Origin of the sequence: Mycobacterium cajalii (assembly GCF_045809005.2) — a bacterium.
GTDB lineage: Bacteria > Actinomycetota > Actinomycetes > Mycobacteriales > Mycobacteriaceae > Mycobacterium.
The window spans coordinates 1953758-1979148 of the sequence record NZ_CM141436.1 but is presented as its reverse complement, the minus strand read 5'-3'; the positions used below and the strand labels follow the sequence as shown (position 1 = coordinate 1979148).

Annotated in this window: 26 protein-coding genes; 20 read left to right on the top strand and 6 right to left on the bottom strand. The window is 70.6% G+C overall.

Annotated features, from left to right (window positions below; all coding sequences use genetic code 11):
• Positions 1 to 28: 28 nt before the first annotated feature.
• The 4 genes from cobO to mqo all read right to left on the bottom strand — a co-directional run bounded on the left by cobO (position 29) and on the right by mqo (position 4516).
• Entirely contained in the window at positions 29 to 643 is a 615-nt protein-coding gene (gene cobO, locus ACJ512_RS09510; protein ID WP_407688567.1) for a cob(I)yrinic acid a,c-diamide adenosyltransferase, read from the bottom strand.
• Positions 644 to 665: 22 nt separating this feature from the next.
• Complete coding sequence (locus ACJ512_RS09505) at positions 666 to 2519, bottom strand: magnesium chelatase subunit D family protein (protein ID WP_407688566.1); 1854 nt, start codon at positions 2517 to 2519, stop codon at positions 666 to 668.
• Positions 2516 to 2986, bottom strand: coding sequence for a GNAT family N-acetyltransferase (locus ACJ512_RS09500; RefSeq protein ID WP_407688565.1), 471 nt, complete (start codon positions 2984 to 2986; stop codon positions 2516 to 2518). The genes ACJ512_RS09505 and ACJ512_RS09500 overlap by 4 nt, the downstream gene beginning before the upstream one ends.
• Positions 2987 to 3085: 99 nt before the next feature.
• Complete coding sequence (gene mqo, locus ACJ512_RS09495) at positions 3086 to 4516, bottom strand: malate dehydrogenase (quinone) (protein ID WP_407688577.1); 1431 nt, start codon at positions 4514 to 4516, stop codon at positions 3086 to 3088.
• Between the two features lie 174 nt (positions 4517 to 4690).
• Here mqo and ACJ512_RS09490 point away from each other — a divergent pair, with 174 nt between their 5' ends.
• The gene (locus ACJ512_RS09490; RefSeq protein ID WP_407688564.1) at positions 4691 to 5710 is read left to right on the top strand and encodes an alpha/beta hydrolase; all 1020 of its coding nucleotides are present in this window, start codon (positions 4691 to 4693) and stop codon (positions 5708 to 5710) included.
• Positions 5711 to 5720: 10 nt separating this feature from the next.
• Positions 5721 to 7097 (top strand): mycothione reductase, encoded by a 1377-nt coding sequence (gene mtr / locus ACJ512_RS09485; RefSeq protein WP_407688563.1) that lies wholly within the window; start codon positions 5721 to 5723, stop codon positions 7095 to 7097.
• Positions 7098 to 7099: 2 nt separating this feature from the next.
• On the opposite strand, the gene ACJ512_RS09480 is transcribed toward mtr, so the two are convergent.
• Positions 7100 to 7600 (bottom strand): Fur family transcriptional regulator, encoded by a 501-nt coding sequence (locus ACJ512_RS09480; protein WP_407688562.1) that lies wholly within the window; start codon positions 7598 to 7600, stop codon positions 7100 to 7102.
• Between the two features lie 144 nt (positions 7601 to 7744).
• On the opposite strand from ACJ512_RS09480, the gene nicT reads away from it, so the two are divergent.
• The 3 genes from nicT (at position 7745) to hypB (ending at position 10100) form a co-directional block, all read left to right on the top strand.
• Positions 7745 to 8872, top strand: a complete 1128-nt coding sequence (nicT, locus tag ACJ512_RS09475) for a Nickel transporter NicT (RefSeq protein WP_407688561.1) — start codon at positions 7745 to 7747, stop codon at positions 8870 to 8872.
• Positions 8873 to 8964: 92 nt separating this feature from the next.
• On the top strand, positions 8965 to 9300 hold the full coding sequence (locus ACJ512_RS09470) for a hydrogenase maturation nickel metallochaperone HypA (RefSeq protein WP_407688560.1): 336 nt from the start codon (positions 8965 to 8967) through the stop codon (positions 9298 to 9300).
• 44 nt (positions 9301 to 9344) lie between these two features.
• A complete protein-coding gene (gene hypB / locus ACJ512_RS09465; protein WP_407688559.1) occupies positions 9345 to 10100 on the top strand; it encodes a hydrogenase nickel incorporation protein HypB in 756 nt (251 codons plus the stop codon).
• 209 nt (positions 10101 to 10309) lie between these two features.
• Here hypB and ACJ512_RS09460 read toward each other — a convergent pair whose 3' ends face one another.
• The gene (locus tag ACJ512_RS09460; RefSeq protein WP_407689821.1) at positions 10310 to 11539 is read right to left on the bottom strand and encodes a transposase family protein; all 1230 of its coding nucleotides are present in this window, start codon (positions 11537 to 11539) and stop codon (positions 10310 to 10312) included.
• A gap of 225 nt (positions 11540 to 11764) precedes the next feature.
• Between ACJ512_RS09460 and ACJ512_RS09455 the strand changes: the two genes are divergently transcribed.
• Genes ACJ512_RS09455 through hypD form a run of 15 tightly spaced genes read left to right on the top strand, consistent with a single transcriptional unit; the run spans position 11765 to position 25389 of the window.
• A complete protein-coding gene (locus ACJ512_RS09455) occupies positions 11765 to 12820 on the top strand; it encodes an NADH-quinone oxidoreductase subunit B family protein (protein WP_407687433.1) in 1056 nt (351 codons plus the stop codon).
• A 51-nt stretch (positions 12821 to 12871) separates the two neighbouring features.
• Positions 12872 to 14671 (top strand): nickel-dependent hydrogenase large subunit, encoded by a 1800-nt coding sequence (locus ACJ512_RS09450; protein WP_407687432.1) that lies wholly within the window; start codon positions 12872 to 12874, stop codon positions 14669 to 14671.
• Between the two features lie 3 nt (positions 14672 to 14674).
• Positions 14675 to 15550 (top strand): NifU family protein, encoded by an 876-nt coding sequence (locus tag ACJ512_RS09445; RefSeq protein WP_407687431.1) that lies wholly within the window; start codon positions 14675 to 14677, stop codon positions 15548 to 15550.
• The gene (locus tag ACJ512_RS09440; RefSeq protein ID WP_407687430.1) at positions 15547 to 16182 is read left to right on the top strand and encodes a DUF5947 family protein; all 636 of its coding nucleotides are present in this window, start codon (positions 15547 to 15549) and stop codon (positions 16180 to 16182) included. The genes ACJ512_RS09445 and ACJ512_RS09440 overlap by 4 nt, the downstream gene beginning before the upstream one ends.
• Positions 16179 to 16844: a DUF6084 family protein gene (locus ACJ512_RS09435; protein WP_407687429.1), complete on the top strand. Its 666-nt coding sequence runs from the start codon at positions 16179 to 16181 to the stop codon at positions 16842 to 16844. The genes ACJ512_RS09440 and ACJ512_RS09435 overlap by 4 nt, the downstream gene beginning before the upstream one ends.
• On the top strand, positions 16841 to 18196 hold the full coding sequence (locus ACJ512_RS09430; RefSeq protein ID WP_407687428.1) for a hypothetical protein: 1356 nt from the start codon (positions 16841 to 16843) through the stop codon (positions 18194 to 18196). The genes ACJ512_RS09435 and ACJ512_RS09430 overlap by 4 nt, the downstream gene beginning before the upstream one ends.
• Complete coding sequence (locus ACJ512_RS09425; protein ID WP_407687427.1) at positions 18184 to 18303, top strand: DUF6893 family small protein; 120 nt, start codon at positions 18184 to 18186, stop codon at positions 18301 to 18303. Before ACJ512_RS09430 ends, ACJ512_RS09425 begins: the two co-directional genes overlap by 13 nt.
• A 16-nt stretch (positions 18304 to 18319) precedes the next feature.
• Positions 18320 to 18832: a hydrogenase maturation protease gene (locus tag ACJ512_RS09420; RefSeq protein ID WP_407687426.1), complete on the top strand. Its 513-nt coding sequence runs from the start codon at positions 18320 to 18322 to the stop codon at positions 18830 to 18832.
• Between the two features lie 2 nt (positions 18833 to 18834).
• Entirely contained in the window at positions 18835 to 19083 is a 249-nt protein-coding gene (locus tag ACJ512_RS09415; protein ID WP_407687425.1) for a HypC/HybG/HupF family hydrogenase formation chaperone, read from the top strand.
• Between the two features lies 1 nt (position 19084).
• Complete coding sequence (gene hypF / locus ACJ512_RS09410) at positions 19085 to 21448, top strand: carbamoyltransferase HypF (RefSeq protein WP_407687424.1); 2364 nt, start codon at positions 19085 to 19087, stop codon at positions 21446 to 21448.
• Positions 21445 to 22176: a hydrogenase assembly protein HupF gene (locus tag ACJ512_RS09405; RefSeq protein WP_407687423.1), complete on the top strand. Its 732-nt coding sequence runs from the start codon at positions 21445 to 21447 to the stop codon at positions 22174 to 22176. Before hypF ends, ACJ512_RS09405 begins: the two co-directional genes overlap by 4 nt.
• A complete protein-coding gene (locus ACJ512_RS09400) occupies positions 22169 to 22843 on the top strand; it encodes a D-sedoheptulose-7-phosphate isomerase (protein WP_407687422.1) in 675 nt (224 codons plus the stop codon). The genes ACJ512_RS09405 and ACJ512_RS09400 overlap by 8 nt, the downstream gene beginning before the upstream one ends.
• A complete protein-coding gene (hypE, locus tag ACJ512_RS09395; protein WP_407687421.1) occupies positions 22840 to 23952 on the top strand; it encodes a hydrogenase expression/formation protein HypE in 1113 nt (370 codons plus the stop codon). Before ACJ512_RS09400 ends, hypE begins: the two co-directional genes overlap by 4 nt.
• A gap of 12 nt (positions 23953 to 23964) precedes the next feature.
• Entirely contained in the window at positions 23965 to 24237 is a 273-nt protein-coding gene (locus ACJ512_RS09390) for a HypC/HybG/HupF family hydrogenase formation chaperone (RefSeq protein ID WP_407687420.1), read from the top strand.
• Positions 24238 to 24246: 9 nt separating this feature from the next.
• Complete coding sequence (hypD, locus tag ACJ512_RS09385; RefSeq protein WP_407687419.1) at positions 24247 to 25389, top strand: hydrogenase formation protein HypD; 1143 nt, start codon at positions 24247 to 24249, stop codon at positions 25387 to 25389.
• Positions 25390 to 25391: the final 2 nt, after the last annotated feature.

Here is a 25391-nt window from a genome sequence, read left to right as displayed (position 1 = left end):
GCACGCTCGCGGGGAAGGGGGCGCGGGCTCACCACTCGATGCCCTTCTGGCCCTTGCGCCCCGCGTCCATCGGGTGCTTGACCTTGGCCATCTCGGTGACCAGGTCGGCGGCCTCGATAAGCCGCGGCGCGGCGTCGCGCCCGGTGATCACCACGTGCTGACAACCGGGCCGGCTCAGCAGCGCATCGACCACGCCGTCGACGTCGATCCAGCCCCACTTCAGCGGGTAGGTGAACTCGTCGAGCACATAGAAGTCGTGCCGTTGGGCGGCCAGCCGCCGGGCGATCTCGGCCCATCCGTCGGCCGCCGCGGCGGCGTGGTCGACGTCGCTGCCCAGCTTGCGCGTCCAGGACCAGCCCGCGCCCATCTTGTGCCACTCGACGGCGCCGCCCAGCCCGTGGTTCTCGTGCAGCTCGCCGAGCCGCTGAAACGCCGCCTCCTCGCCCACTTTCCACTTGGCGCTCTTGACGAACTGGAAGACGGCGACGTCCAGCCCGGCGTTCCACGCCCGCAGCGCCATCCCGAACGCCGCGGTGGACTTTCCCTTGCCCGCGCCGGTGTGCACCGCCAGCACGGGGGTGTTGCGGCGGGCCCGCGTGGTCAGGCCGTCGTCGGGGACTTGCAGGGGCGTTCCCTGGGGCATGAGGCGCTTACCTTCCGACGGTTCAGGCGGCGCCGCGCACGGCCCGCGTCAAATGATCGGCGTGCAACTGCTCGAGCCGCACGGCCGGCGCGCCGAGCCGGCGGGCCAGCTGCCCGGCCAAACCCAGCCGCACATAGGACGTCTCGCAGTCCACGACCACCGCGGCCACACCCTCGGCGGCCAGCCGGGCCGCCGCGATCCGGGTGCGGCCCAACGGGTCCGGCCCACCCGTGGCCCGCCCGTCGGTGAGCACCACGACCAGGGCGCGCCGGGTCCGGTCGCGCGCCCGCTCCCGCACGATCAGCTCGCGCGCGGCCAGCAGGCCCTCGGCCAGCGGGGTCTTGCCGCCGGTGTCGAACCGGGCCAGCCGCCGTCCGGCGATGTGCGCCGACGACGTCGGCGGGAGCACCAGCCTGGCCTCCCGCTGGCGGAACGTGATGACCGCGACCTTGTCGCGGCGCTGGTAGGCGTCGCGCAGCAGGGACAGCGCGGCGCCGCCGACCGCGGCCATGCGATCCCGTGCGGCCATCGAACCGGACGCGTCGACGACGAAGACCACCAGATTGCCCTCGCGCCCTTCGCGGATGGCCAGGCGGACGTCGTCGGGCCGTGGGCGCAGCGGTCCCCCGCCGCCGTGCCCGGCGGCCGACAGCAGCGTGGCGAACAGGTGCAGCCCCCGCGCGCCGGAGCCGGTGTCGCCGGCCTCGGTCGCCCCGATCACGCCGCCGGTGGCGTTACGGGCGCGCGATCGCCGCCCGGGTGCGCCGGTACCGACGCCCGGAATCCGCAGCGCGCGGGTCCTGAAGGTCTGCGACGGCGGCGCGCTGGGCCGCGGCGGCTGCGGACGCGACGGCTGCGACCGCGACGGCTGCGACCGCGAATCCTGTTGTGGCGCAGCATTCTCAGGAGTCTCGGATGCACCGCCGCCGGGCGGGTCGGGGTCCGGCTCGGGATCCTCGCCACCGGCCTGCGCCAGCGCCGCGTCGAGTTGCTCGCGCTCGATGCCCGGGTCGTCGAACGGGTCGCGGCGGCGCCGGTGCGGCAACGCCAACTCGGCCGCGATCCGGATGTCCTGTTCCTCGACGGTGACCGCCCCGCGCCAGGCGGCGTGGGCGACCGCGGTGCGGGCCAGCACCAGGTCGGCCCGCATGCCGTCGACGTCGAACGCGGCACACAGCGCCGCGATGCGGCGTAACTCGCTGTCCGGCAACACCACGTCGCCGACCAGGGAGCGCGCGGCCGCGATCCGCCGGGCCAGCTCGGCGTCGGCGTCGGCGTAGCGCTCGGCGAAGGCGTCGGGATCGGCCTCGTAGGCCATCCGCTGCCGGATCACCTGCACGCGGACGTCGACATCGCGGGAGGCGTGCACGTCGACGGTCAGGCCGAACCGATCCAGCAGTTGCGGCCGCAGCTCGCCCTCCTCGGGGTTCATCGTGCCGATCAGCACGAACCGCGCCTCGTGCGAATGGGAGATGCCGTCGCGTTCGACGTGTACCCGTCCCATCGCCGCGGCGTCGAGCAGCACGTCGACCAGGTGATCGTGCAGCAGGTTGACCTCGTCGACGTAGAGGACGCCACCGTGGGCGCGCGCCAGCAGGCCGGGCGAGAAGGCGTGCTCGCCCTCGCGCAGCACCCGCTGCAGGTCCAGCGAACCGATCACCCGGTCTTCGGTTGCGCCCAGCGGCATCTCGACCAGGCCGGCACCGCCGGTCGCGGCGGACAGCAGCGCGGCAAGCCCGCGCACGGCGGTCGACTTGGCCGTCCCCTTCTCGCCCCGGATGAGCGCTCCGCCGATGTCCGGGCGCACGGCACACAGCAGCAGGGCGAGCCGCAGCTGGTCGTGCCCGACGATCGCGCTGAAGGGATACGGCTTCACGGCAGCTCGGCCAGACCGGAACCGGGCCGCAGCATCGGCACGTGCGGCACCCCGTCGTCGACGAAATCCTCACCGTCGCGGACGAACCCGTGCTGTGCATACATGTCGGCCAGATACGTCTGCGCGTTGATCCGGCACGGGTAGTCGCCGACCTCGGCCAGCGCGGCGCGCAGCAGCCGGGTGGTGTGGCCCTGACCCCGCACACTGCGTTTGGTGCACAGCCGACCGATGCGGAACGCCTTGGTGCCCCCGGCGTGCTCCTCCATCAGCCGCAGGGTGCAGATGACTTCGCCGTCGGCGGATTCCAGCCAGAAGTGCCGGGTTTCGGCGAGCAGGTCGCGCCCGTCCAACTCCGGGTAGGGGCAGGCCTGTTCGACGACGAACACCTCGACCCTCAGCTTGAGCAGCTCGTAGAGGGTAGGGGTGTCGAGGTCCTGCGACCAGGCACGACGCAGCGGCTCACTCATCGGCCACTCCTCCTCATCGCTTCGTCCCCCTAGCCGCTTCGCGGCTGGGGGCACCCCCACTGCATCGTCGCCGGCGCAACTCATCGGCGCCACTCCTCCTCATGCAACCTCCAGCTGTAAGGCCTTGCTGCCCCACGACCACACCGCGTCGAACAGGGCCGGCTCGTCGGAAAGCTTCACGCCCAAGGACGGGACCATCTCCTTGAGTGCGGGAAGCCAGGTTTGGTACCGGTCGGCAAAGCACCGCCGCAGCACGTCGAGCGCGATCGGCACGGCGGTCGAGGCCCCCGGCGAGCCCCCGAGCAGCCCGGCGATCGTGCCGTCGGCGTCGCTGAGCAGGGTCGTGCCGAAGTCCAGGGCCCCACCCCTGCGCCGGTCCCGCCGGATCACCTGCACCCGCTGACCGGCCACCGTCAGCTCCCAATCCGAATCCTTTGCGCTCGGCACGAATTCCCGCAACATGCGCACCCGCCCGGGGGCGGTGAGTCGCAGCTGACCGATCAGGTAGTTCAGCAGGGCCAGTTCGGTGACACCGACGCCGAGCATCGACAGCAGGTTGTCCGGCTTCACCGAGCGGGGCAGATCGCTGAAATGCCCGTGCTTCAAGAACTTCGGCGACCAGCCGGCGTAGGGGCCGAACACCAGCCACGCCTTGCCGTTGACCAGCCGCAGGTCCAGGTGCAGCGCGCCCAGCGGTGGGGCGCCCGGCGCGGGAACGCCGTAGACCTTGGCGCGGTGCGCGCCGGTGAGCGCCGGCTTGCCGGCCCGCAGGAAGCGACCGCCGATCGGGAAGCCGGCATAGCCCCGGGCCTCCCCGATGCCCGATCTCTGCAGCAGCGGCAGCGCATCGCCACCGGCGCCGACGAAGACGAATTTCGCGTTGAGCCTGCGCCTTTCGCCGGTGCGGCGATTGCCGATGAGCAGCGTCCAGCTGCCGTCGCCCTGGCGCGTGAGGTTTCGCACCTCATGACCGAACAGCGCGGTGGCTCCGTGGCGCACGCAGAAGCCTACGAGCTGGCGGGACAACGCACCGAAGTCGACGTCGGTGCCGTGGGGGGCCCAGTTCAGCGCGAAGGGCTCGGCGAAGTCCCGCCCGGCGGCCATCAGGGGCAGCCGGCGCGCGAACTCGTCGGGGTCCTCGATCAGTTCGGTGCCGGCGAACAGGGGGTTGCCGGCCAGCGCCCGCCGCCGCCGCCGCAAGTAGTCGACGCGCTGGGCGCCGCGGACGAAGCTCGCGTGCGGAATCGGGTTGAGGAAGCCGCGATCGGCCACGATCCCGTTCGTGACGGCGTAGGCCCAGAATTGGCGGGTCACCTGGAATTGCTCGTTGACGTGCACCGCCTTGCCGATGTCGATCGACCCGTCCGGGCGCTGGGGGGTGTAGTTGAGCTCGCACAGCGCCGAATGCCCGGTGCCGGCGTTGTTCCAGGGATTGCTGCTCTCGCCGGCGACGGCGTCCAGCCGCTCGACCAGGGTGATCGACCAGTCCGGTTCCAGCCGGCGCAGCAACGCGCCCAGCGTGGCGCTCATGATGCCCGCGCCCACCAGCGCGACGTCGGTCCGCGCGGTTCTGGGTTGCCTCGACACCGGATCGTCGGTTCCTTCCCTCGGGGAGTGCCGATCCTCAGGCTATCGACCGGTAGCGGCGCAAAGACGTGCGCCTCCCTGCGGCCACCGGCCGTGACCGCGCCTTAAGCTGGCTGGGTGACTGGCTGGGTGCCCGACGTCCTGCCCGGCTACTGGCAGCGCACCCTGCCGCTGGGTCCCGATCCCGACGGCGAAGGCGAGATCGTCGCCACGCTGGTCCGGCGCGGCGGGCCACCGGGCGGGGACGGCGGCCACGCGGTCCTGGCGGTGCACGGCTACACCGACTACTTCTTCCACACCGCGCTGGCGGATCACTTCGCCGCCCGCGGTTTCGCCTTCTATGCGCTGGACCTGCGCAAGTGCGGCCGGTCGCGGCGCGACGGCCAGACGCCGCACTTCGTCACCGACCTGGAGGGCTACGACGCCGAACTCGGGCACGCCCTGGCCGCGATCCGGGAGCGGGCCCAACCCGGGAAGGTCCTGGTGTACGCCCACTCCGCCGGCGGGCTGATCGCGTCGTTGTGGCTGGACCGGTTGCGACGCCGCGACGCCGCGGCGCACGCCGGCATCGGGGGACTGGTGCTCAACAGCCCGTTCCTGGACCTGCCCGGCCCGGCCGTCCTGCGCCTTCCGCTGACCTCGGCGGTGATCGCCGGGCTGTCGCGGGTGCGGTCCAAGGGGGTGGCCCGGCCGCCCGGTGAGGACGGTTACGGCACCACCCTGCACCGCGACTACCACGGCGAGTTCGACTACGACCTGACGTGGAAACCCGTGGGCGGCTTCCCGATCACGTTCGGCTGGCTGCACGCCGTCCGGCGCGGCCAGGCGCGGCTGCACCGCGGACTCGACGTCGGCGTGCCCAACCTGATCCTGCGGTCGGACCGCAGCGTCGCCGAATGCGGCGACCCGGCGGCGATGCACAGCGGGGACGCGGTTCTCGACGTCACCCAGATCGCCCGGTGGGCCGGCTGCATCGGCAACCACACCACCGTCGCACCGGTGGCCGGCGCCAAACACGACGTGTTCCTGTCCCTGGCGCAACCGCGCCGGGAGGCCTATCGCCAACTCGACCGGTGGCTGGACGACCACCTGCGCACCGACAACACCGACGCCGCGGCGTCGCGGGAAGGCAGGTGAGCGGCCCCTGATGGAAACCTACGACATCGCGATCATCGGAACCGGTTCGGGCAACGGCATTCCCGACGACCGCTACGCGGACAAGCGGGTGGCGATCTGCGAGCAGGGCCCCTTCGGCGGCACCTGCCTGAACGTCGGGTGCCTGCCCACGAAGATGTTCGTCTACGCCGCCGACGTCGCCGAGACGATCCGCGGCGCGGCGCGCTACGGCCTCGACGCGCACCTGGACCGGGTGCGCTGGAGCGACGTCGTCTCCCGCATCTTCGGCCGCATCGATCCCGTCGCAGTCGGCGGCGAGGAATACCGGCGCAGCGCGGCCAACATCGACGTGTACCGCCGGCACACCCGGTTCGGGCCCACCCGATCCGACGGGCGCTACCTGCTGCGCACCGACAACGCCGAGTTCGCCGCCGATCAGGTGGTGATCGCGGCGGGGTCGCGGCCGGTGGTTCCGCCGGCGATCTCGGCCTCCGGGGTGGACTACCACACCAGCGACACGATCATGCGGATCCCCGAGCTGCCCGAGCACCTGGCGATCGTCGGAAGTGGCTTCGTGGCAGCCGAATTCGCGCACGTCTTCTCCGCGCTCGGGGTGCGGGTGACCGTGGTGGTCCGCGGCGGCTGCCTGCTGAGGCACTGCGACGACACCATCTGCGAGCGGTTCACCCGTATCGCGGCCGCCAAATGGGAGCTGCGCACCCACCGCAACGTCGTGGGCGCCGCCCGGCGCGGCGGCGGCGTCACCCTGCGGCTCGACGACGGAGCCACGCTGGCCGCCGACGCGCTGCTGGTGGCGACCGGCCGGGTGCCCAACGGCGATCTCCTCGACGCCGGGCTGGCCGGTGTCGACGTCGAATGCGGACGCGTGGTCGTCGACGCGTATCAGCGCACCTCGGCGCGCAACGTTTTCGCCCTGGGCGATGTCTCGTCGCCGTATATGCTCAAGCACGTCGCCAACCACGAGGCCCGCGTCGTGCAGCACAACCTGCTGTGCGACTGGGACGACACCGCGTCGATGGCCGTGACCGACCACCGCCACGTCCCGGCGGCGGTGTTCACCGATCCCCGGCTGGCCATGGTCGGCTTGACCGAGAACCAGGCCGTCGCAGCGGGATTCGAAGTCTCGGTCGCCATCCAGGACTACGGCGACGTGGGCTACGGCTGGGCGATGGAGGACACCACCGGGATCGTCAAACTGATCGCCGAGCGCCCCGGCGGGCGCCTGCTGGGCGCCCACATCATGGGCCCGCAGGCGTCGTCGATCATCCAGCCGCTGATCCAGGCGATGAGCTTCGGGCTGAGCGCACCGGAGCTGGCCCGCGGCCAGTACTGGATCCATCCGGCGCTGCCCGAGGTGGTCGAGAACGCGCTGCTGGGCCTGTGCTGAGGTCAGCGGCGCGCGCGACCGCGCGGCCGCGGCCCGGGCTCACCGGCCTGGCACTGCGGGCACAGCCCCCGCAGGGTGAGGCCGGCCCGCTCGGAGAGCTCGAACGAACTGCCCACCATCGCCTGCTCGAGCGCCGAACTGAGCTGCCGGGCGGGCACCTCGATGATCGCGCCGCACTGGGTGCAGACCGCGTGGTGATGGGGGGCGGTGGCCAGCCCGTAGGTGGTGACGCCGCTGTCCAGCGTCAACGCGTGCAGCACCCCCTGATCGACCAGAGTGGTCACCGTGCGGTAGATGGTCGCCACGTCGGGCGCCTGCGTGCCGGCCGGCAGACATTCGCGCACCCGCTTGTGGATCTCGGCGACCGGGAGGTGCCCGTCGACCGGCTCGAGCACCGCCAGCACCTGGATTCGCGAGGCCATCCGCCGCAGCCCGCGCGCGCGCAGAAAGTCACCGATTCGCTCGGTGACGTCGGGGTCCAGGACGGACTGCTTAGCGGTCACCCGTCCAGTGTTGCCCCCGGCGCCCGAGACCGCCAGTTTTCGCCCCGGCGCGGCGTGGCGGCTCCTGCAAGCGACTTGCATCTAGGCGTGGATGCTGCTTACAGTCGGGCCGGTTGTCGTCCGCCCGATACCGGAAGGATTCCAGTGGCCAGTGCTCAGCTCGACTGGCGGCCCTCATGGAAGACCAGGCTTCGCAGCGCCCTGACACCGGCGGAGTGGTCGCGGCTCGGAGCGATGTCGGCGCTCATCGTCGCACTGCACCTGATCGGCTGGCTGACCCTGGTGTTGCTGGTCGAGCCCGCCCAGCTCAGCGTGGGCGGCAAGGCCTTCGGGATCGGCATCGGCATCACGGCCTACACCCTGGGCATGCGGCACGCCTTCGATGCCGACCACATCGCCGCGATCGACAACACCACCCGCAAGCTGATGAACGACGGGCAGCGCCCCCTTGCGGTCGGTTTCTTCTTCTCGCTGGGCCACTCCACTGTGGTCTTCGCGCTGGCGGTGCTGCTGACGTGCGGGATCAAAGCCCTCGGCGGCCCTGTAGAGAACGACTCCTCGGCGCTGCACCACTACACGGGCCTGATCGGGACGAGCGTCTCCGGTGCGTTCCTGTACCTGATCGCCATCGTCAACGTCGTCATCCTCGTCGGCATCCTGCGGGTGTTCGCCCGGCTGCGCCGCGGCCGGTACGACGAGACCGAACTCGAACAGCACCTGGACAACCGGGGACTGATCAACCGGTTGCTCGGCCGGTTCACCAAGTCGATCACCAAGTCCTGGCACGCCTACCCGGTCGGGTTGCTGTTCGGGCTCGGGTTCGACACCGCCACGGAGATCGCGCTGCTGGTGCTCGCGAGTTCGAGCGCCGCGTCCGGCCTGCCCTGGTATGCCATCCTGTGCCTGCCGGTGCTGTTCGCCGCCGGCATGTGCCTGCTGGACACCGTCGACGGGTCGTTCATGAACTTCGCCTACGGCTGGGCCTTTTCCAGCCCGGTGCGCAAGATCTACTACAACGTCATCATCACCGCGCTGTCGGTGGCCGTCGCGCTGCTCATCGGCAGCGTGGAACTGCTGGGCCTGTTCGCCGGCCAGTTCGGCTGGCGGGGGCCGTTCTGGGAGTGGATCGGCGGGCTGGACCTCAACGCGGTCGGCTACTTCGTGGTCGGCATGTTCGTTCTCACCTGGGCCGTCGCCCTGCTGGTCTGGCGCTACGGCCGCATCGAGGAGAGGTGGGACACCACCACCGCGGGGGCCGAGAGCACGCCTTGAAGCGTGTCCTGCGACCCTCCCGCAGAACCGTGGTTGGGGTGTAGAACGGTGCCATGTGCTCCTCGGCCGCGCGCGGGCAGCGGTGATCCGCGGTGCATGAGCTCGCGCTCTGCGAGGCGATCGCCGGTGTGGCCAAGACGCATGCCGGCGGCCGCCACGTCGAGGTGGTGCGGGTGCGGATCGGGACCCTTCGCCAGGTGGTGCCGGAATCGCTGTCGTTCTGCTGGACCCTCGTCCGGGACGCCGAGGACATGCCGGACGCCGAGCTCGAGCTCGAATGCGTCGCCGCCGAGGTGCGCTGCCGCGCGTGCGATCAGCGGTCAGAGATCGCATCGTCGTGGTCGATCTGGTGCCCGCGGTGCGACAGTCCCGACGTCGAGGTGTTGTGCGGCAACGAATTCCTGGTGACGTCGCTGGACGTCTCGTGAGGGGCACGTCTCGTGAAAGGCATTCGGCATGAATGGATCTGGTAATGGGTAGATTTCACCGCCACGACGACGGCACCGTGCACGCCCACGAGCACGAGCACGGCGACCACAGCCACTACGGGACGGGCAAGCAGCGCATCGACGTGCTGGAGTCGATCTTCGCCGAGAACGACGTGCTCGCCGCGGCCAACAGGGCGGCGTTCGAGAGCAACGGGATCCGCACCCTCAACCTGATGAGCTCGCCGGGATCGGGCAAGACGAGCATCCTGGGGGCCACGCTGGACGAGCTGGCCGGACAGATCGCGATCGGGGTGATCGAGGGCGACATCGCCACCGATCTGGACGCCGCCAAACTCAGCGGCCGCGGCGCCCAGGTGTCACTGCTGAACACCAGCAACGGCTTTGGCGGCGAATGCCATCTCGACGCGCCCATGGTCAATCGCGCACTGCCGGGCCTCGACCTGTCCCGCCTGGACCTGGTGATCATCGAGAACGTCGGCAACCTGGTCTGCCCGGCCGAGTTCGACGTCGGCGAGCACGCCAAGGCCATGGTCTACTCGGTGACCGAGGGCGAGGACAAACCGCTGAAGTATCCGGTGATGTTTCGCTCGGTGGATGTGGTGCTGCTCAACAAGATTGACCTGGTGCCCCATCTGGACGTCGACGTCGACGCCTATGTGCACCACGTTCGTCAGGTCAACGCGACGGCACCGATCCTGCCCGTCAGCGCCCGCACCGGCGCCGGCCTGGACGCCTGGTTCGGCTGGCTGCGGCGGTTCGCCGGCACGTCGCCGGCCTGACCTCACCGGCTTTGCGGCCGCGGCCTGCGCGCGGTTGCCCGACAATCGGCACCCGATGCCGAAAGTCCCGGCGATCGGCCGGCCGCGGCGATGCGCAACGCTCGCCTGTGCTACGTAACATGCTGTCCCCCAACGCTTTCCACGACATTCCACGGCTATGCGACATCCGTCCACTTATCCGGGCCTGGGTAACCGCCTGTTGCCTCGTGTCAAGATGCGCGCGAGGATTGATTCGTTGCCTCATTCGAGGATGCGCGCGTAACGGGGGCTTTTTTGGCCGGCCCGGCCTTGCTGGTGGTGATCGTGAGTAGCTCTGTGGTCAGGGCCTGGATCTGGCGTTGCACGGCGGCTGGGTTGATGCCGGTGTAGGTGTCGGCGAGGATCGCCTTGTCCTGGGCGCAGACCGCCTCGTGGCGCTCCGCGCGACGATGCGGGGTGGTGGCCTTGTCGTGTTTTTTGCTGACCTTCGCGCCGACACGGGTCTTCGAAACGAGTTTTTGCTGCGGGTAGAAGTAGTTGGTCAGCAGTGACTGCAATACCCAGATCTTGTTGAGCAGCAACAGTTCCGCGGTGGTGTCGTAACGGTGGTAGCCGACCACGGTGCGCACGATCGCCCAGTTCTTCTGCTCCACGTGGCAACCGTCGTTGGAGTTGCCTGGCCGTGAGCGGGTGAAGGTGATCTTCCGCTGCTCGCACCAGGCCAACAGGTGATGATTGATGAACTCACTTCCGTTGTCACTGTCTACGCCCAGGATCGGGAACGGCATGGCCTTCGCGATATCGTCCAACGCCGCGAGCACCCATTTACGGGCCTTGTTGGGCACGCTGCGGTTCTCGGTCCACCCGGTGGCGATGTCGGTGACGGTCAGCGTGTAAGCGTGCTCACCAGCGGCGTTGCCGCCCTCATGGCCGACCAGGTCGATCTCAACGAACCCGGGCACCGCGTCGTCCCAGTCCGCCCAGGTGCGGATCGGGATCTGGGATTTGAGCAGTGATCCCGGCTTGGTATGGCTGCGGCCCTTGAGCTCGTGGCGCTTGCGCTCGGGGGCCAGGCGGCGGTCGATGGTGGCCGCCGACATGCCCACCAGCAGCGCCGCGGTGTCGTCATCGATGATCAGCTCGCCGAACCGGCGCAAGATCGCCACCAACTCGTCGAGCATCGGCGCCAGTCGTTTGCCGGCGGGCATTCCCAGCACCGCCCAGCAGAACGTCAGCGCCGCAATAACTTTCGGCCCATACTTCGGTGGACGCGGCGCCCTGATCTTGACGACCTTCGGGCGCAGTGCATTCTTCAATGCCTTGCGTGCATGGTTGCGGTGCCAGCCGGTGGTAGCACACAACTCATCGAGGATCCGGCCCTTGCCGGCCTTGTCAGCTCGCGCGTAGCGGGTCGCGATCGCCTTCGTCACAGCCTTGCGTTGACTCACCGTCAGTCCCATCCTCTGGGCCTATCCAGCGATACATCTCCGGCCGGGTAGGCGCGCCGCACGCGCGCATTCTCAGCTGAGGCAACGAATGGGTCTACGCGCGCATTTTTGGTGAGTCAACGCGAACCGTTGACAACGCCTGCCTGCGGGAGTAGACCCAGAAACAGCGCCGCGCAAGTGGGCCGACGGTCGACTCCGGCGGCGTAGGGGCGTTGGCCCGCTCCGGAAAGCTGCAGCATGCCAACAGAAGCGGCAGTCAAAGCAGAAGAAACGCTGATCCACGTTCTCTGGATCAATGCAGGACTCAGTTGTGACGGCGATTCGGTGGCGTTGACTGCCGCCACCCAGCCCAGCGTCGAGGAGATCGCGCTCGGCGCGCTGCCGGGCCTCCCGAAGGTCGCCGTGCACTGGCCGTTGATCGATTTCGAATGCGGCCCCAGCGGAGGAGCCGACGACTTCCTCGCCTGGTTCTTCAGGGCCGACCGCGGCGAGCTCGAACCCTTCGTGTTGGTGGTCGAGGGCTCGATTCCCAACGAGAAGATCAAGGACGAGGGGTACTGGTGCGGGTTCGGCAACGACCCCGCCACCGGTCAGCCGATGACCACCAGCGAGTGGCTCCACCGGCTGGCGCCCAAGGCCACCGCGATCGTCGCCGTCGGGACGTGCGCGACCTACGGTGGCATCCACGCTATGGCCGGCAATCCGACCGGGGCGATGGGAGTGCCGGACTATCTCGGCTGGGACTGGAAGAGCAAGGCCGGCATCCCGATCGTCTGCGTCCCCGGCTGCCCGATCCATCCGGACAACCTGTCCGAGACGCTGACCTACCTGCTGTACATGGCGACCGGTCAGGCGCCGATGATCCCGCTCGACGACGCGCTGCGCCCGCAGTGGCTGTTCGGCAAGACCGTGCACGAGGGGTGCGACCGCGCCGGCTACTACGAGCAGGGCGACTTCGCCACCGAATACGGCTCACCGAAATGCATTGTCAAGCTTGGCTGTTGGGGGCCGGTTGTCAAATGCAACGTGCCCAAGCGCGGCTGGATCAACGGCGTCGGGGGCTGCCCCAACGTCGGCGGCATCTGCATCGGGTGCACCATGCCCGGCTTCCCGGACAAGTTCATGCCGTTCATGGACGAGCCGCCGGGCGGCAAGATATCGAGCGCGGCGGTGGGTCTGTACGGGACCGTGATTCGCAATTTGAGGGGTATCACGGCCCGCACCGTCGACAAGGAGCCGCGCTGGCGGCACAACGGCAACCAACTCACCACCGGAGCGCGCCGCACCTGGTAGGCCGGGCACTCCATTCTCACCGCGGAATTCCCACCGCAGACGGAGAGATCGATGACAACTATCGTCCCCGAACCGACCACCAGCCAGCGCGAGCCCGGTCAACTCGTCGAGATGGCCTGGGACCCGATCACCCGGATCGTCGGCAGCCTCGGCATCTACACGAAGATCGACTTCGAGAACAAAGAGGTCGTCGAGTGCCACAGCACGTCGTCGATCTTCCGCGGCTACTCGATCTTCATGAAGGGCAAGGACCCGCGCGACGCCCACTTCATCACCAGCCGCATCTGCGGCATCTGCGGCGACAACCACGCCACCTGTTCGTGCTACGCGCAGAACATGGCCTACGGCGTCAAGCCCCCGCATCTGGGCGAGTGGATCGTCAACCTCGGCGAGGCCGCGGAATACATGTTCGACCACAACATCTTCCAGGAGAACCTGGTCGGCGTGGACTTCTGCGAGAAGATGGTCGCCGAGACCAACCCGAGCGTGCTCGCCCAGGCCGAGAAGACGCCGGCGCCGCACGCCGACGCGCACGGATACAAGACCATCGCCGACATCATGCGCTCGCTCAACCCGTTCAGCGGCGAGTTCTACCGCGAAGCCCTCGTCGTCAGCCGGTGGACGCGAGAGATGTTCTGCCTCATGGAGGGACGGCACGTGCACCCGTCGACGCTGTATCCCGGTGGGGTCGGCACCGTCGCGACGATCCAGCTGATGACCGACTACATGACACGGCTGATGCGCTACGTCGAGTTCATGAAGAAGGTCGTGCCGATGCACGACGACCTGTTCGACTTCTTCTACGACGCGCTGCCCGGCTACGAGAAGGTCGGGCTGCGCCGGACCCTGCTCGGCTGCTGGGGCTCCTTCCAGGACCCCGAGGTGTGCAACTTCGAATACAAGGACATGGAGCGCTGGGGCAACGCGATGTTCGTCACCCCGGGCGTGGTGGTCGACGGCAAGCTGGTCACCCACTCGCTGGTGGACATCAACCTCGGGATCCGAATCCTTTTGGGCAGTTCGTATTATGACGACTGGACCGAACAGGAGATGTTCGTACACACCGACCCGCTGGGCAACGCCGTGGACCGGCGCCACCCGTGGAACCAGCACACCAACCCGCACCCGCAAAAGCGCGACATGGACGGCGGCAAGTACAGCTGGGTGATGTCGCCGCGCTGGTTCGACGGCCGCGACCACCTGGCGCTGGACACCGGTGGCGGTCCGCTGGCCCGGCTGTGGGCGACCGCGCTGGCCGGGCTGGTCGACATCGGCTACGTCAAGGCGACGGGCACCAGCGTCAAGATCAACCTGCCCAAGACCGCCCTGAAGGGACCGGTCGAGTTCGAATGGCAGATTCCCAAGTACGGCAGCAACACGATCGAGCGCGACCGGGCGCGCACCTACTTCCAGGCCTATGCGGCGGCGTGCGCGCTGCACTTCGCCGAGAAGGCGCTCGCCGAGATCCGCGCCGGGCGCACCAAGACCTGGGAGCGCTTCGAGGTGCCCGACGAGGGCATCGGCTGCGGCTTCACCGAGGCGGTGCGCGGGGTGCTCAGCCACCACCTGGTGATCCGGGACGGCAAGATCGCCAACTACCACCCGTATCCGCCGACGCCGTGGAACGCCAACCCGCGCGACAGCTACGGCACTCCGGGACCCTACGAGGACGCGGTGCAGGGTCAGCCGATCTTCGAGGAGAACGGCAGGGAGGACTTCAAGGGCATCGACGTCATGCGCACGGTGCGCAGCTTCGACCCGTGCCTGCCCTGCGGTGTGCACATGTACCTGGGCAAGGGCAAGACGCTGGACAGACTGCACACGCCCACGCAGTCACCCGCTGCGGAGTGAGGCATGGTGGATCGCCCGGACCTCTCACACGACGACGCGCAGTGGCGCACAGCGGGCGATCGGATCCAGACCCTCCTGGATTCCTGCGCGGCGGGCGGCGCCGCCGCCGGTGACCGCGCCCGCCAGCTGGTCCGCGAGGTGGTCGGGCTCTACGGCGCCGGGCTGGAACGGATCCTGGGGTTGGCCGACGACCCCGGGCTGGCCGAGCGGCTGGCCACCGACGACCTGGTGGCCAGCCTGCTCCTCGTGCACGGCCTGCACCCGCACGACGTGCGGCGCCGGGTCTCCGACGCCCTCGAACGGGTCCGCCCGTATCTGGGCTCCCACGGCGGCGACGTCGAGCTGATCGGGATCGACGGCGACACCGTGCGGCTGGCCTTCACGGGCAGTTGCAAGAGCTGCCCGTCGTCGGCGGTGACGCTGGAGCTGGCCGTGGAGGACGCGATCCGGGCGGCCGCACCGGAGGTCGGCGCGATCGAGGTGGTGGCGGCCGAGCCCACCGGGGTGATCCCCGCCGAATCCCTGCTGGCCCAGGTGCGTTCGGCCGGGCACACCGCCTGGCACCCGATGCCCGAGCTCGCGCAGCTGAACCCGGGCGAGGTGGCGGGCTTCGCCGTCGAGGGCACCGCTCTGCTGGCCTGCCGGGTCGACGATAGGTTCTTCGCCTACCGGGACCGCTGCCCGGTGTGCGACGACACGCTCGCGGGGGCGCGACTGCACCTGGCCCTGCTGCAATGCCCGCGCTGCCGGACCGAATACGACGCCGTGCGCGCGGGCGCCGGCGCCGGCGGTGCCCACCTGGAGCCGGTCCCGGTGCTGCAACGGGACGGCGTGCCGTCGGTGGCGCTGCGGGGCGAGCCGATGGGGGCAGCGCTATGACCAGCCCCTACGACGTGCTGGCCCGCATCACCGCAAACCGGCCGCTCCCCGAACCCGACGGCGAGCGGTGCGAGATGTGCGCCGAGCCGGTCGCCGACGAACACCAGCACGTGGTGAGCGTGGCCGCCCGGCAACTGATGTGCGTCTGCCGCGCGTGCTACCTGCTGTTCACCGATGCGGCGGCCGATCTGCGCTACCGCGCGGTGCCCGACCGGTATCTCACCTTCCCCGGTTTCGCGCTGGACCGCCGGGCCTGGGAGGCGCTGCAGATCCCGGTCGGCGTGGCGTTCTTCTTCACCAACTCCGCCCTCGGCCGCACCGTCGCCTTCTACCCCGGCCCGGCCGGCGCATGCGAGTCCGAGCTCGACCTGGACGCCTGGGCCGCCCTCGCCGGCGCGGACCCGCGGGCGGGGCTGGCGGCCGATGACGTGGAGGCGTTGCTGGTCCGGGTGGACGACGGGCCCGAAGCCGCGGAGCCGCAGACCTTTCTGGTGCCGATCGACGCCTGCTACGAATTCGTCGGGCGCCTGCGCATGCTGTGGCGGGGTTTCGACGGCGGACAGCAAGCCCGTGCGTTCATCGACGACTTCTTCGCCCGGCTCGCCGCCCGTGCCGTGGCGAGGCCGCGATGACCGGGCAGCCGATCGACCTGGCGTTCGCCGTCCACGACGTGGCGCCCGAGCCGTACAGCGTCACACCGGTTCTCACCGCGCGCGTCGGCGTCACCGACGCCGGCCCGGCCGGTCGCACCCGCGCGGTGCACGCCATCGCGCTGCGGTGCCAGGTCCGCATCGAACCGCTCCGGCGTTCCTACTCCGACCAGGAGGCCGCCGGCCTGCTCGACCTGTTCGGCGGCCGCGAGCGTTGGGCCCACACGCAGCGCACGTTCCTGTGGCAGCATTGCGCCGCGATGGTGCCGGGATTCGCCGGGCACACGACGGTGACGCTCCCGCTGGAGTGCACCTACGACTTCGAGGTGACGGCCGCCAAATACGCGCACGCCCTGCAGGAGGGCGCGTTGCCCCTTCAATTCCTGTTCAGCGGAACGATTTTCGTCAACTCCGAGCATGGGTTCTCGGTTCAGCAGGTGCCGTGGGACTGCGAGTGCCGCTACGACATGCCGGTCGCGGTGTGGCGCGCGCTGATCGCTCAGCACTACCCCGACACCGGCTGGGTGCGGCTGCGCCACGAAACCGCCGCCGCGCTGGCCCGCTACAAGGCGGCACGGGGCCTGCTCGACCTCGACGGGGCGGTCGCCTCGCTGCTGGGCGCCGAGCGGGAGGCCGCGCGGTGACCGCGCCCGAAACCTCCAGCCGGGCCCGGGCCCGCGCCGTCGCCGACGCGGTGCTCTACGAGGGCTACCTGCTCTACCCCTATCGCGGCACGTCCGGCAAGAACCAGTCGCGTTGGCAGTTCGGGGTTCTGGGGCCACCCGGCGCCGCGGACGCGGGCTTCGGCGAGGACGACGCCATGGGGGCGGACTTCCCGGTCGACGGGGGGCGGGCGATCACCGTGGTGGTGCGGTTCCTGCAGTTGCAGCACCGCCGGGCCGAACGCGAGGTCCGCGGCGGTGGCTTCGAAGCCGTGGCCGAACTGGCCACCCCGACCGGGTCGTGGCTCTCCTGGGACGAGGCGGTCGAATGCGAGAGGTCCTTCGGCCCTATCGCATTGGATGGCCGGTCGTGGAACCTTCCGCTGGTGGCGGATGCGGCAACCGACATCGAACTGCTGGACGGCGGGCGGCTGGTCCGCCGACGCCGGCAGGTGCGCGGCGAGCTGACGGTGGTCGCCCGGCCGGACGGGGACCTGCGCCGGGTCTCGGTGCGGGTGGCCAACACCGGCCGCGGCGCCACCGACAAGGCCGACGCGATCGCGCGCTCGATGATCGGGACCCACCTGATCGTCGAAGCCGACGGCGGTCAGTTCGTCTCGCTGCTGGAACCGCCGCCCGGCGCGGCCGGCGCGGTGTCGCGGTGCGCCCGGCATCGCTGCTTCCCCGTGCTGGCCGGCGCACCGGGGACCCGCGACGTGTTGCTGGTCTCCCCGATCATCCTCTACGACCATCCCGAGGTCGCCGAACAGAGCAGCACCGCCCTGTACGACTGCACCGAGATCGACGAGATCCTCACCCTGCGCGTGATGACGATGACCGACGAGGAGAAGGCGCAGGCCCGGGCCACCGATCCGCGGGCCGCGCAGCTCATCGACAGGTGCGATGCCACGTCGCCCGAGGCGATGGCGCGCCTGCACGGCGTCCTGCGCGATCCGCGGCCGCCCGCGGGGCTGGTGCCCGAGATACCCGAGGGCGTCGACTGGTGGGACCCGCTGGCCGACAACGCCGTCCGCCCCGAGATCGACGCCGTGCTGGTGAACGGGGTCCGGGTGGCCCGCGGCAGCCGCGTCCGGTTGCGCCCGAACCGCAACGCCGACGCCCAGGACATCTTCGTCGCCGGTAAGACCGCCCGCGTCACCTCGGTGCACGAGGACGTCGAGGGCAACCGGCACGTCGGGGTGGTCGTCGACGACGACCCGGCCGCCGACCTGCACGACTGGTACGGGCGCTACCTGTATTTCTCCCCCGACGAGGTCGAGCCGCTGCAGGACGACGGCAACAACACGGAAAGGAGTCCGACATGGAAGTTCTAGGGTGGATCTTTTTGGCCATCATCGCGGTGGTGGTCGCGGTCGCGGTGGCGATGGGGGTGGTGTCCCTGCCGGATGCCCGCCGCTACCTCAAGCTGAGGCGGATGTAGCCGGCCGGGCGCGGTGATGACAGCGCGCATCCTGGTGGCCGGCATCGGCAACATCTTCCTGGGCGACGACGGATTCGGCTCGGAAGTGGTCCGCAACGCCGAGCTCCCGCACGACAATCCGGGCGTCCGCGTCGTCGACTACGGCATCCGGGGAATGCATCTGGCCTACGACCTGCTCGACGGCTGGGACACGCTGGTCCTCGTCGACGCGATCCCGAGCCGCGGCAACCCGGGCACCCTGCACGTGTTCCAGGCCGACCACGGGGCGCCGGACGAAACGCCCGGCGTGGACGCGCACGGCATGGACCCGGCTGCGGTGTTCGCCAGCCTGCGGGCGCTGGGCGGCAGCCCGCCCTACACGGTGGTCGTGGGCTGCGAGGCGGGTAGCGTCGATGAGGGAATCGGCCTGACCGAACCCGTCGCCCAGGCGGTTCCGCGGGCGGCGCGGGCGGTCGAGGACATCGTCGCGGCGCTGCAGAGTCCGGCACCTTCGGCCTCTGGGGCCGCCTCGGCGCCGAAGGAGTGTTGAGCATGTGTCTGGGGATCCCGGGCCGGGTGATCGGAATGCTGGACGGTTACGCGGGACAGCTCGCGCTGGTCGACGTCGTCGGCGAGCAGCGGCGCGTCAACGTCGGCATGCTGCCCGAGGAGACGTTCTCCCCCGGCGACTGGGTCATCATCCACATGGGCTTCGTCGTCGAGAAGACCGACCGCGCCGGGGCCGACGAGGCGATGGCCGGCCTGGAGCTGATGGGGCGCGGGGATCCGGAGGGCGGCTGAGATGACCGGGCCCTCCCTGATGCTGCGATCCGGTCAGGTTCGGCAGCGCGTCACCGTGACCGGCGTCGTCCAAGGGGTCGGCTTCCGGCCCTTCGTCCATCGCCTCGCCACCGAACTGGAGCTGAGCGGATTCGTCGGCAATGACTCGGGCGCGGTATTCCTCGAGGTGCAGGGGCATCCCGCGCGGGTGCGGGAGTTCGGGCGCCGGCTGCGCGCCGAGGCGCCGCCGCTGGCGCGGATAGGCACCGTTCGCGTCGTCGACATCGACGTCGACATCGACGGGGCCGTCGGCGCCCGCCGCGGGTTCGAGATCGCGGCCAGCGAGGTGGTCGCCGGTGGCACGACGCCGATTCCGCCCGACGTCGCGGTGTGCGACGACTGCGTCGCCGAGCTGTTCGATCCCGGCGACCGGCGCCACCGCCACCCGTTCGTCACGTGCACCAACTGCGGTCCGCGCTTCACCATCATCCGCGCGCTGCCCTACGACCGCCCGGCGACCACCATGTCGGCGTTCGCGATGTGCGGGCGGTGCGCCGGCGAATACGCCGATCCCGCCGATCGCCGGTTTCACGCACAGCCCATCGCGTGCCCGGACTGCGGCCCGTCGCTGTGGTTCGCCCCGCACCCGTCCGCGCCCGAGGGGCGGGTGGACGGCGCGGACGCCGCGCTGGCCGCCACGCAACGCGCGCTGGCCGGCGGTGCGGTGGTGGCCGTCAAGGGCATCGGCGGTTACCACCTGGCCTGCCGCGCCGACGATCAGCGGGCGGTGACGACGCTGCGGTCCCGGAAAGCCCGCGGCGCCAAGCCTTTCGCGCTACTGGTGCGTGACCTCGACGTCGCGCGCCGCTACGCCCCGATCGGCGACCACGAGGCGGCCGTGCTGTCGGGTCCGGCCCGGCCGATCGTGTTGCTCCCGCGCCGGCCCGGCGCACCGGTCGCCGACGCGGTCGCGCCCGGCAGCCCGCTGCTGGGGCTGATGCTCCCCTACTCCCCCATCCACCACCTGCTGCTGGCGACCGTCCCCGGGGCCGGCGGGCGCGTGCCCGACACGCTGGTGCTGACCAGCGCCAACCGCTCCGACGAGCCGATCTGCTTCACCGACGACGATGCCGCGCAGCGGCTTCCGGCGCTGTGCGACGCGGTGCTCGACCACAACCGGCCCATCCACGTGCCGTGCGACGACTCGGTGGTGCGCATCGTCGACGGAGCAGAGCTGCCCGTCCGGCGCTCCCGCGGTTACGCGCCGCTGCCGGTGGATCTCGGGCGCGAGGGCCCCGGGGTGCTGGCCGTCGGCGGGGAACTGAAGAACACCTGCTGCCTCACCGACGGTTCGCGCGCCTACCTGTCCGGGCACATCGGCGACATGGGCACCTGGGAGACGTTGCGCGCGTTCGGCCGCGCGGTCGAACAGCTCGGCGAGATACGCCGCGCCCCGGCCCGTCTGGCCGCCGACCTGCATCCCGGCTACCACACCCGCGCCTGGGCGGAACGCCACGCGGGCGACCGGCCGCTGGACCTGGTCCAGCACCATCACGCCCACGTGGTGTCGCTGCTGGCCGAGCACGGGCGCATCGGCGAACCGATCATCGGGGTCGCGTTCGACGGCACCGGGTACGGCTGCGACCACACCATCTGGGGCGGCGAGATCCTGCGACTCGGCCGCGACAGCCACCGCTTCGTGCGGGCCGCCCACCTGCTGCCGGTGCCGCTGCCGGGCGGCGACGCCGCGGTGCGCAACCCGTGGCGGATGGCGCTGGCCCAGTTGTGGGCGGCCGACCTCGACTGGGCCCCGGACCTGGCGCCGGTTGCCGCGGCGAGTGCGCAAGAATTGGCTTTGCTCCGTTCACAATTGGAAAGCGGGACCGGCTGTGTGCCGTGCTCGAGCATGGGCCGGCTCTTCGACGCGGTCGCCTCCCTGCTGGGCGTGCGGCACCGGATCGACTACGAGGGCCAGGCCGCGATCGAACTCGAGGCGCTGGCCGAGTCGGCCGGCGACGCGCCCGGGCCGTCGTTGCCGCCGGCGGTGCGGGCCGACGGGGTGATCGATCCCACTCCCATGGTGCAGACGCTGGTTTCGGCGCTGCACGCCGGCACCCGGCCCGCGCTGCTCGCCGCGTCGTTCCACCGGGCGGTCGCCGACGCGGTCGCCGCGGCGGTCAACCGGGTGGCGGGGCAGACCCGGCTCGTCGGCCTCACCGGCGGCGTGTTCCAGAACGTCCTGTTGTTGCGCGCCTGCCGTGACCGGCTGCAGCGCAACGGGTTCGAGGTGCTGACCCACCACATCGTTCCGCCCAACGACGGCGGGCTGGCGCTCGGGCAGGCCGCGGTCGCGACGCTGATCGCGCTCGAGGAGGCCGGGCCGTGACCCCCGATCCCGCCACGGCCATCGATCGCGGACTCGGCGCGGAGCTGGCCCGGGACCTGGCCGCCGCCGCGTTCACACTGGCCAGGCGGTTCGCCGCGGGCGCCACCCTGTGGTCGATCGCGCCGTCGTGGGAGCCGCACGCGCTGCACATCGCGGTCGAGTTCGTGCACCCGGTGATCATGGGCAAACGGGCGCTGCCCGCCGTGGCGCTGACCGGACCGGACATCGTCGACCTCACGCGCGTCTCCGTGCGGCCCGGCGACATCGTGGTCGCGGTGGCCGGCGGCGACGACGCGCGGGTGCGTTCCGTGCTGCGCCGCGCCCCGGCGTGGGGCGCGACCACGCTCTGGATCGGCAGCGGCGAACGGCCCGCGACCGGTGCGGCCGACCACGTCCTGTGGCTCGACGACCCCGACCCGCGCGTGCCCGCCACCGGCGGCTTCGTGCTGTTCTACCACCTGTTGTGGGAGCTGACGCACGTGTGTTTCGAGCACTCGGGCCTGCTGGAACCCGAACGCGCCGAAGCGGTCTGCGTGACGTGCGGCGACGAGGGCCGCCTCGGTGAGGTGGTGGCGGCGTCCGTGGCCGGGCAGGCACCGGTGCGCACCGCGCGGGGCGTGGAGGCCGTGGTGACGGCGCTCGTCGATCCGGTGGCCGCCGGGGATCTGGTGGTGCTGCACGCCGGTACGGCGATTCGCCGCCTCGGCGAGGAGGAGGACGATGACTGACGAACCGACCAACTTCCTGTACCCGTTCATCGACGGCGCCGCGGACGACCCGGCCTCCCTGCTCACCGACCTGGCCGCCTCCGCGCAGGCCAAGGCCGCCGAGAGCCTGGCGCTGCGGCGCGCGACGCTGGAAGCCAACGCGGACCTGCTGGACCGCGCCGCCGCCGAGCTGGCCCGCCGCTTCGCGGCGGGCGGGCGGTTGTTCACCTTCGGCAACGGCGGCAGCTGCACCGACTCCACGACGCTGGCGCGGTTGTTCGCCCGGCCACCGATCGGGGGGCCCGAAACGTCGTTGCCGGCCTGGTCCCTGACCGCCGACCCGGCGATCCTGACCGCGCTGGGCAACGACGTGGGGTTCGAGCTGGTGTTCGCCCGCCAGCTGATCGCCCGCGCCAGGGCCGGCGACATCGCGATCGCGATGTCGACCAGCGGCAATTCGCCGAACCTGCTCGCCGCGCTGGCCGAGGCCCGGCGGCGCGGCCTCTACACCGTCGGCTTCGCCGGCTACGACGGCGGGGCCTTCGTGGACAATGCGGATGTGGATTGCTGCTTCGTCGTGCGCTCGCAGAGCGTGCACCGCATCCAGGAGGCCCAGGCGCTGCTCGCCTATTCGCTGTGGTCGACCACCCACGGGCGGCTCGGCGACCCGCATGTGGGGGCGGCATGAGCAATTCGGCGGGTGAGTACCTCTCGTCGGGGCCGCGGTTCGCCGAGGGCGAGGTGATCGAGCGCATCGAGTCGTTCCGGCGGCGCCGCCCCAGGCTGCGCGACGAGCAGGTGACCCTGGCGCACGGAGCGGGCGGCAAGGCCTCGGCGGCACTGGTGGACGCGGTGTTCCTGGAGGCGTTCCGCAACCCGGCGCTGGAGTCGCTCGGGGACGGCGCGGTCCTCACGCTGCCCGGCGGCGAGCGGATCGCGATGTCCACCGACTCGTTCGTGGTGCAGCCGCTGCGCTTTCCGGGCGGCTCGATCGGCGCCCTGGCCGTCCACGGCACCTGCAACGACCTGGCGATGACCGGCGCGGTGCCGTCGTGGATCTCGGCGGCGTTCGTCCTCGAAGAGGGCTTCGCCATCGCCGAGCTCAAGGAGATCGTCGCCGACATGGCGGCCGCCGCGGCGGAAGCCGGCGTGCAGATCGTCACCGGCGACACCAAGGTGGTGCCCCGGGGCGCCGCCGACGGCATGTTCGTCACCACCACCGGGGCCGGCGTCGTTCCCGCGGGCCGCGCGCTGTCGGCGGCGTCGGTGCGCACCGGCGACAAGGTGCTGTTGTCGGGGTCGATGGGCGATCACGGCATGGCCGTGATGCTGGCCCGGGGCGACCTGGCCATCGAGGCCGACATCTCCTCTGACACCGCGTCGCTCAGCCCCCTCGTGGAGTTGCTCATGGCGGCCGCCCCGGCCACCCGCTGGCTGCGCGATGCGACCCGCGGCGGAGTGGGCACCGTGTGCAACGAACTCGCCCAGGCCTGCGGCCTCGGCGTGCTGCTCGACGAGGAGCGGCTGCCCGTGGCGCCCACGGTCAACGGTGCCTGCGAGCTGCTCGGCATCGATCCGCTCTACGTCGCCAACGAGGGAAAGTTCGTCGCGGTCGTCGCCCCCGAGGAGGCGGCCGACGGGCTGGCCGCCCTGCGGTCGCATCCGCTGGGCGCGCAGGCCGCCGAGGTCGGGGAGATCATCACCGAGCCGGGCGAGAGCGTGGTGCTGCGCACCGGGTTCGGCGGCACCCGGATCGTCGACATGCTCGTCGGGGACCCGCTGCCGCGAATCTGCTGAGAGGAAAATGTTATGTGCCTGGGCATTCCGGGTCGGATCGTCGAGATCACCGATCCCGCCAACTATCTGGCGAAGGTCGACGTCAGCGGGGTCCAGCGCACCATCAGCGTGCGCCTGCTCGAAGACGACCCGCCCGCACCCGACGACTGGGTGCTGGTGCACGTCGGGTTCGCGATGGCCAAGATCGACGAGACCGAGGCGCTGCTCACCCTGGACGCCATCCAGAAACTCGGCGACGCGTACAGCACCGAGCTGGAGGCCTTCGACTCGTCGGCGATAACCTGAGGAGGCGCAATGAAATTCGTTGACGAATTCCGCGACCCGGCGGCGGCCCGCAAGCTGCTCTCCGCCATTCAAGAGTTGGCGCGCCTGGCCGGCGAGGGCGACGACGACCAGTTCAAGTTCATGGAGGTGTGCGGCGGGCACACCCACACCATCTACCGGCACGGCATCGAGCACCTGCTGCCGGACAACGTCGAACTGGTGCACGGCCCGGGCTGTCCGGTGTGCGTGATCCCGATGGGCCGCATCGACGACGCCATGTGGCTGGCCTCCCAACCCGGCGTCATCTTCACCTGCTTCGGCGACATGATGCGCGTTCCCGGCTCCAAGGGCAGCCTGCTGGACGCCAAGGCCAAAGGCGCCGACGTGCGCTTCATCTACTCGCCGCTGGACGCGCTGAAGATCGCGGTCGACAACCCCGACAAGCAGGTGGTCTTCTTCGCCATCGGTTTCGAGACCACCGCACCCTCGACCGCGGTCACGCTGGTGCGCGCCCGCGAGCTGGGCGTGGGCAACTTCAGCGTGTTCTGCAATCACGTCACGATCGTGCCGCCGATCAAGGCGATCCTGGAGTCGCCGGACCTGCGGTTGTCGGGCTTCATCGGCCCCGGCCACGTCTCGACCGTCGTGGGCAACCGGCCCTACCGCTTCGTCCCGGAGGTCTACCGAAAGCCGTTGGTGGTGGCCGGCTTCGAACCGCTCGACATCCTGGCCGCGGTCGCGATGCTGCTGACCCAGATCCGCGAGGGCCGCTGCGAGGTGGAAAACCAGTACAAGCGCGTGGTTCCCGAACAGGGCAATCCGGCGGCGCTGGCGCTGCTGGGCACGGTGTTCGCGTTGCGCCCGCACTTCGAATGGCGCGGACTGGGCTTCATCTCGCAGAGCGCGCTGCGGCTGCACGACGACTTCGCCGACTTCGACGCCGAGCTGCGCTTCGCGATGCCCGGCGTGCGCGTCGCCGACCCCAAGGCCTGCCAGTGCGGCGAGGTGCTCAAGGGGGTGCTCAAGCCTTGGGAATGCAAGGTTTTCGGCACCGCATGCACCCCGGAGACCCCGATCGGGACGTGCATGGTGTCCCCCGAGGGCGCCTGCGCGGCCTACTACAACTTCGGGCGCATGCACCGTGACGCCGCCAAGCTCGCGGGGCGCACTTGACG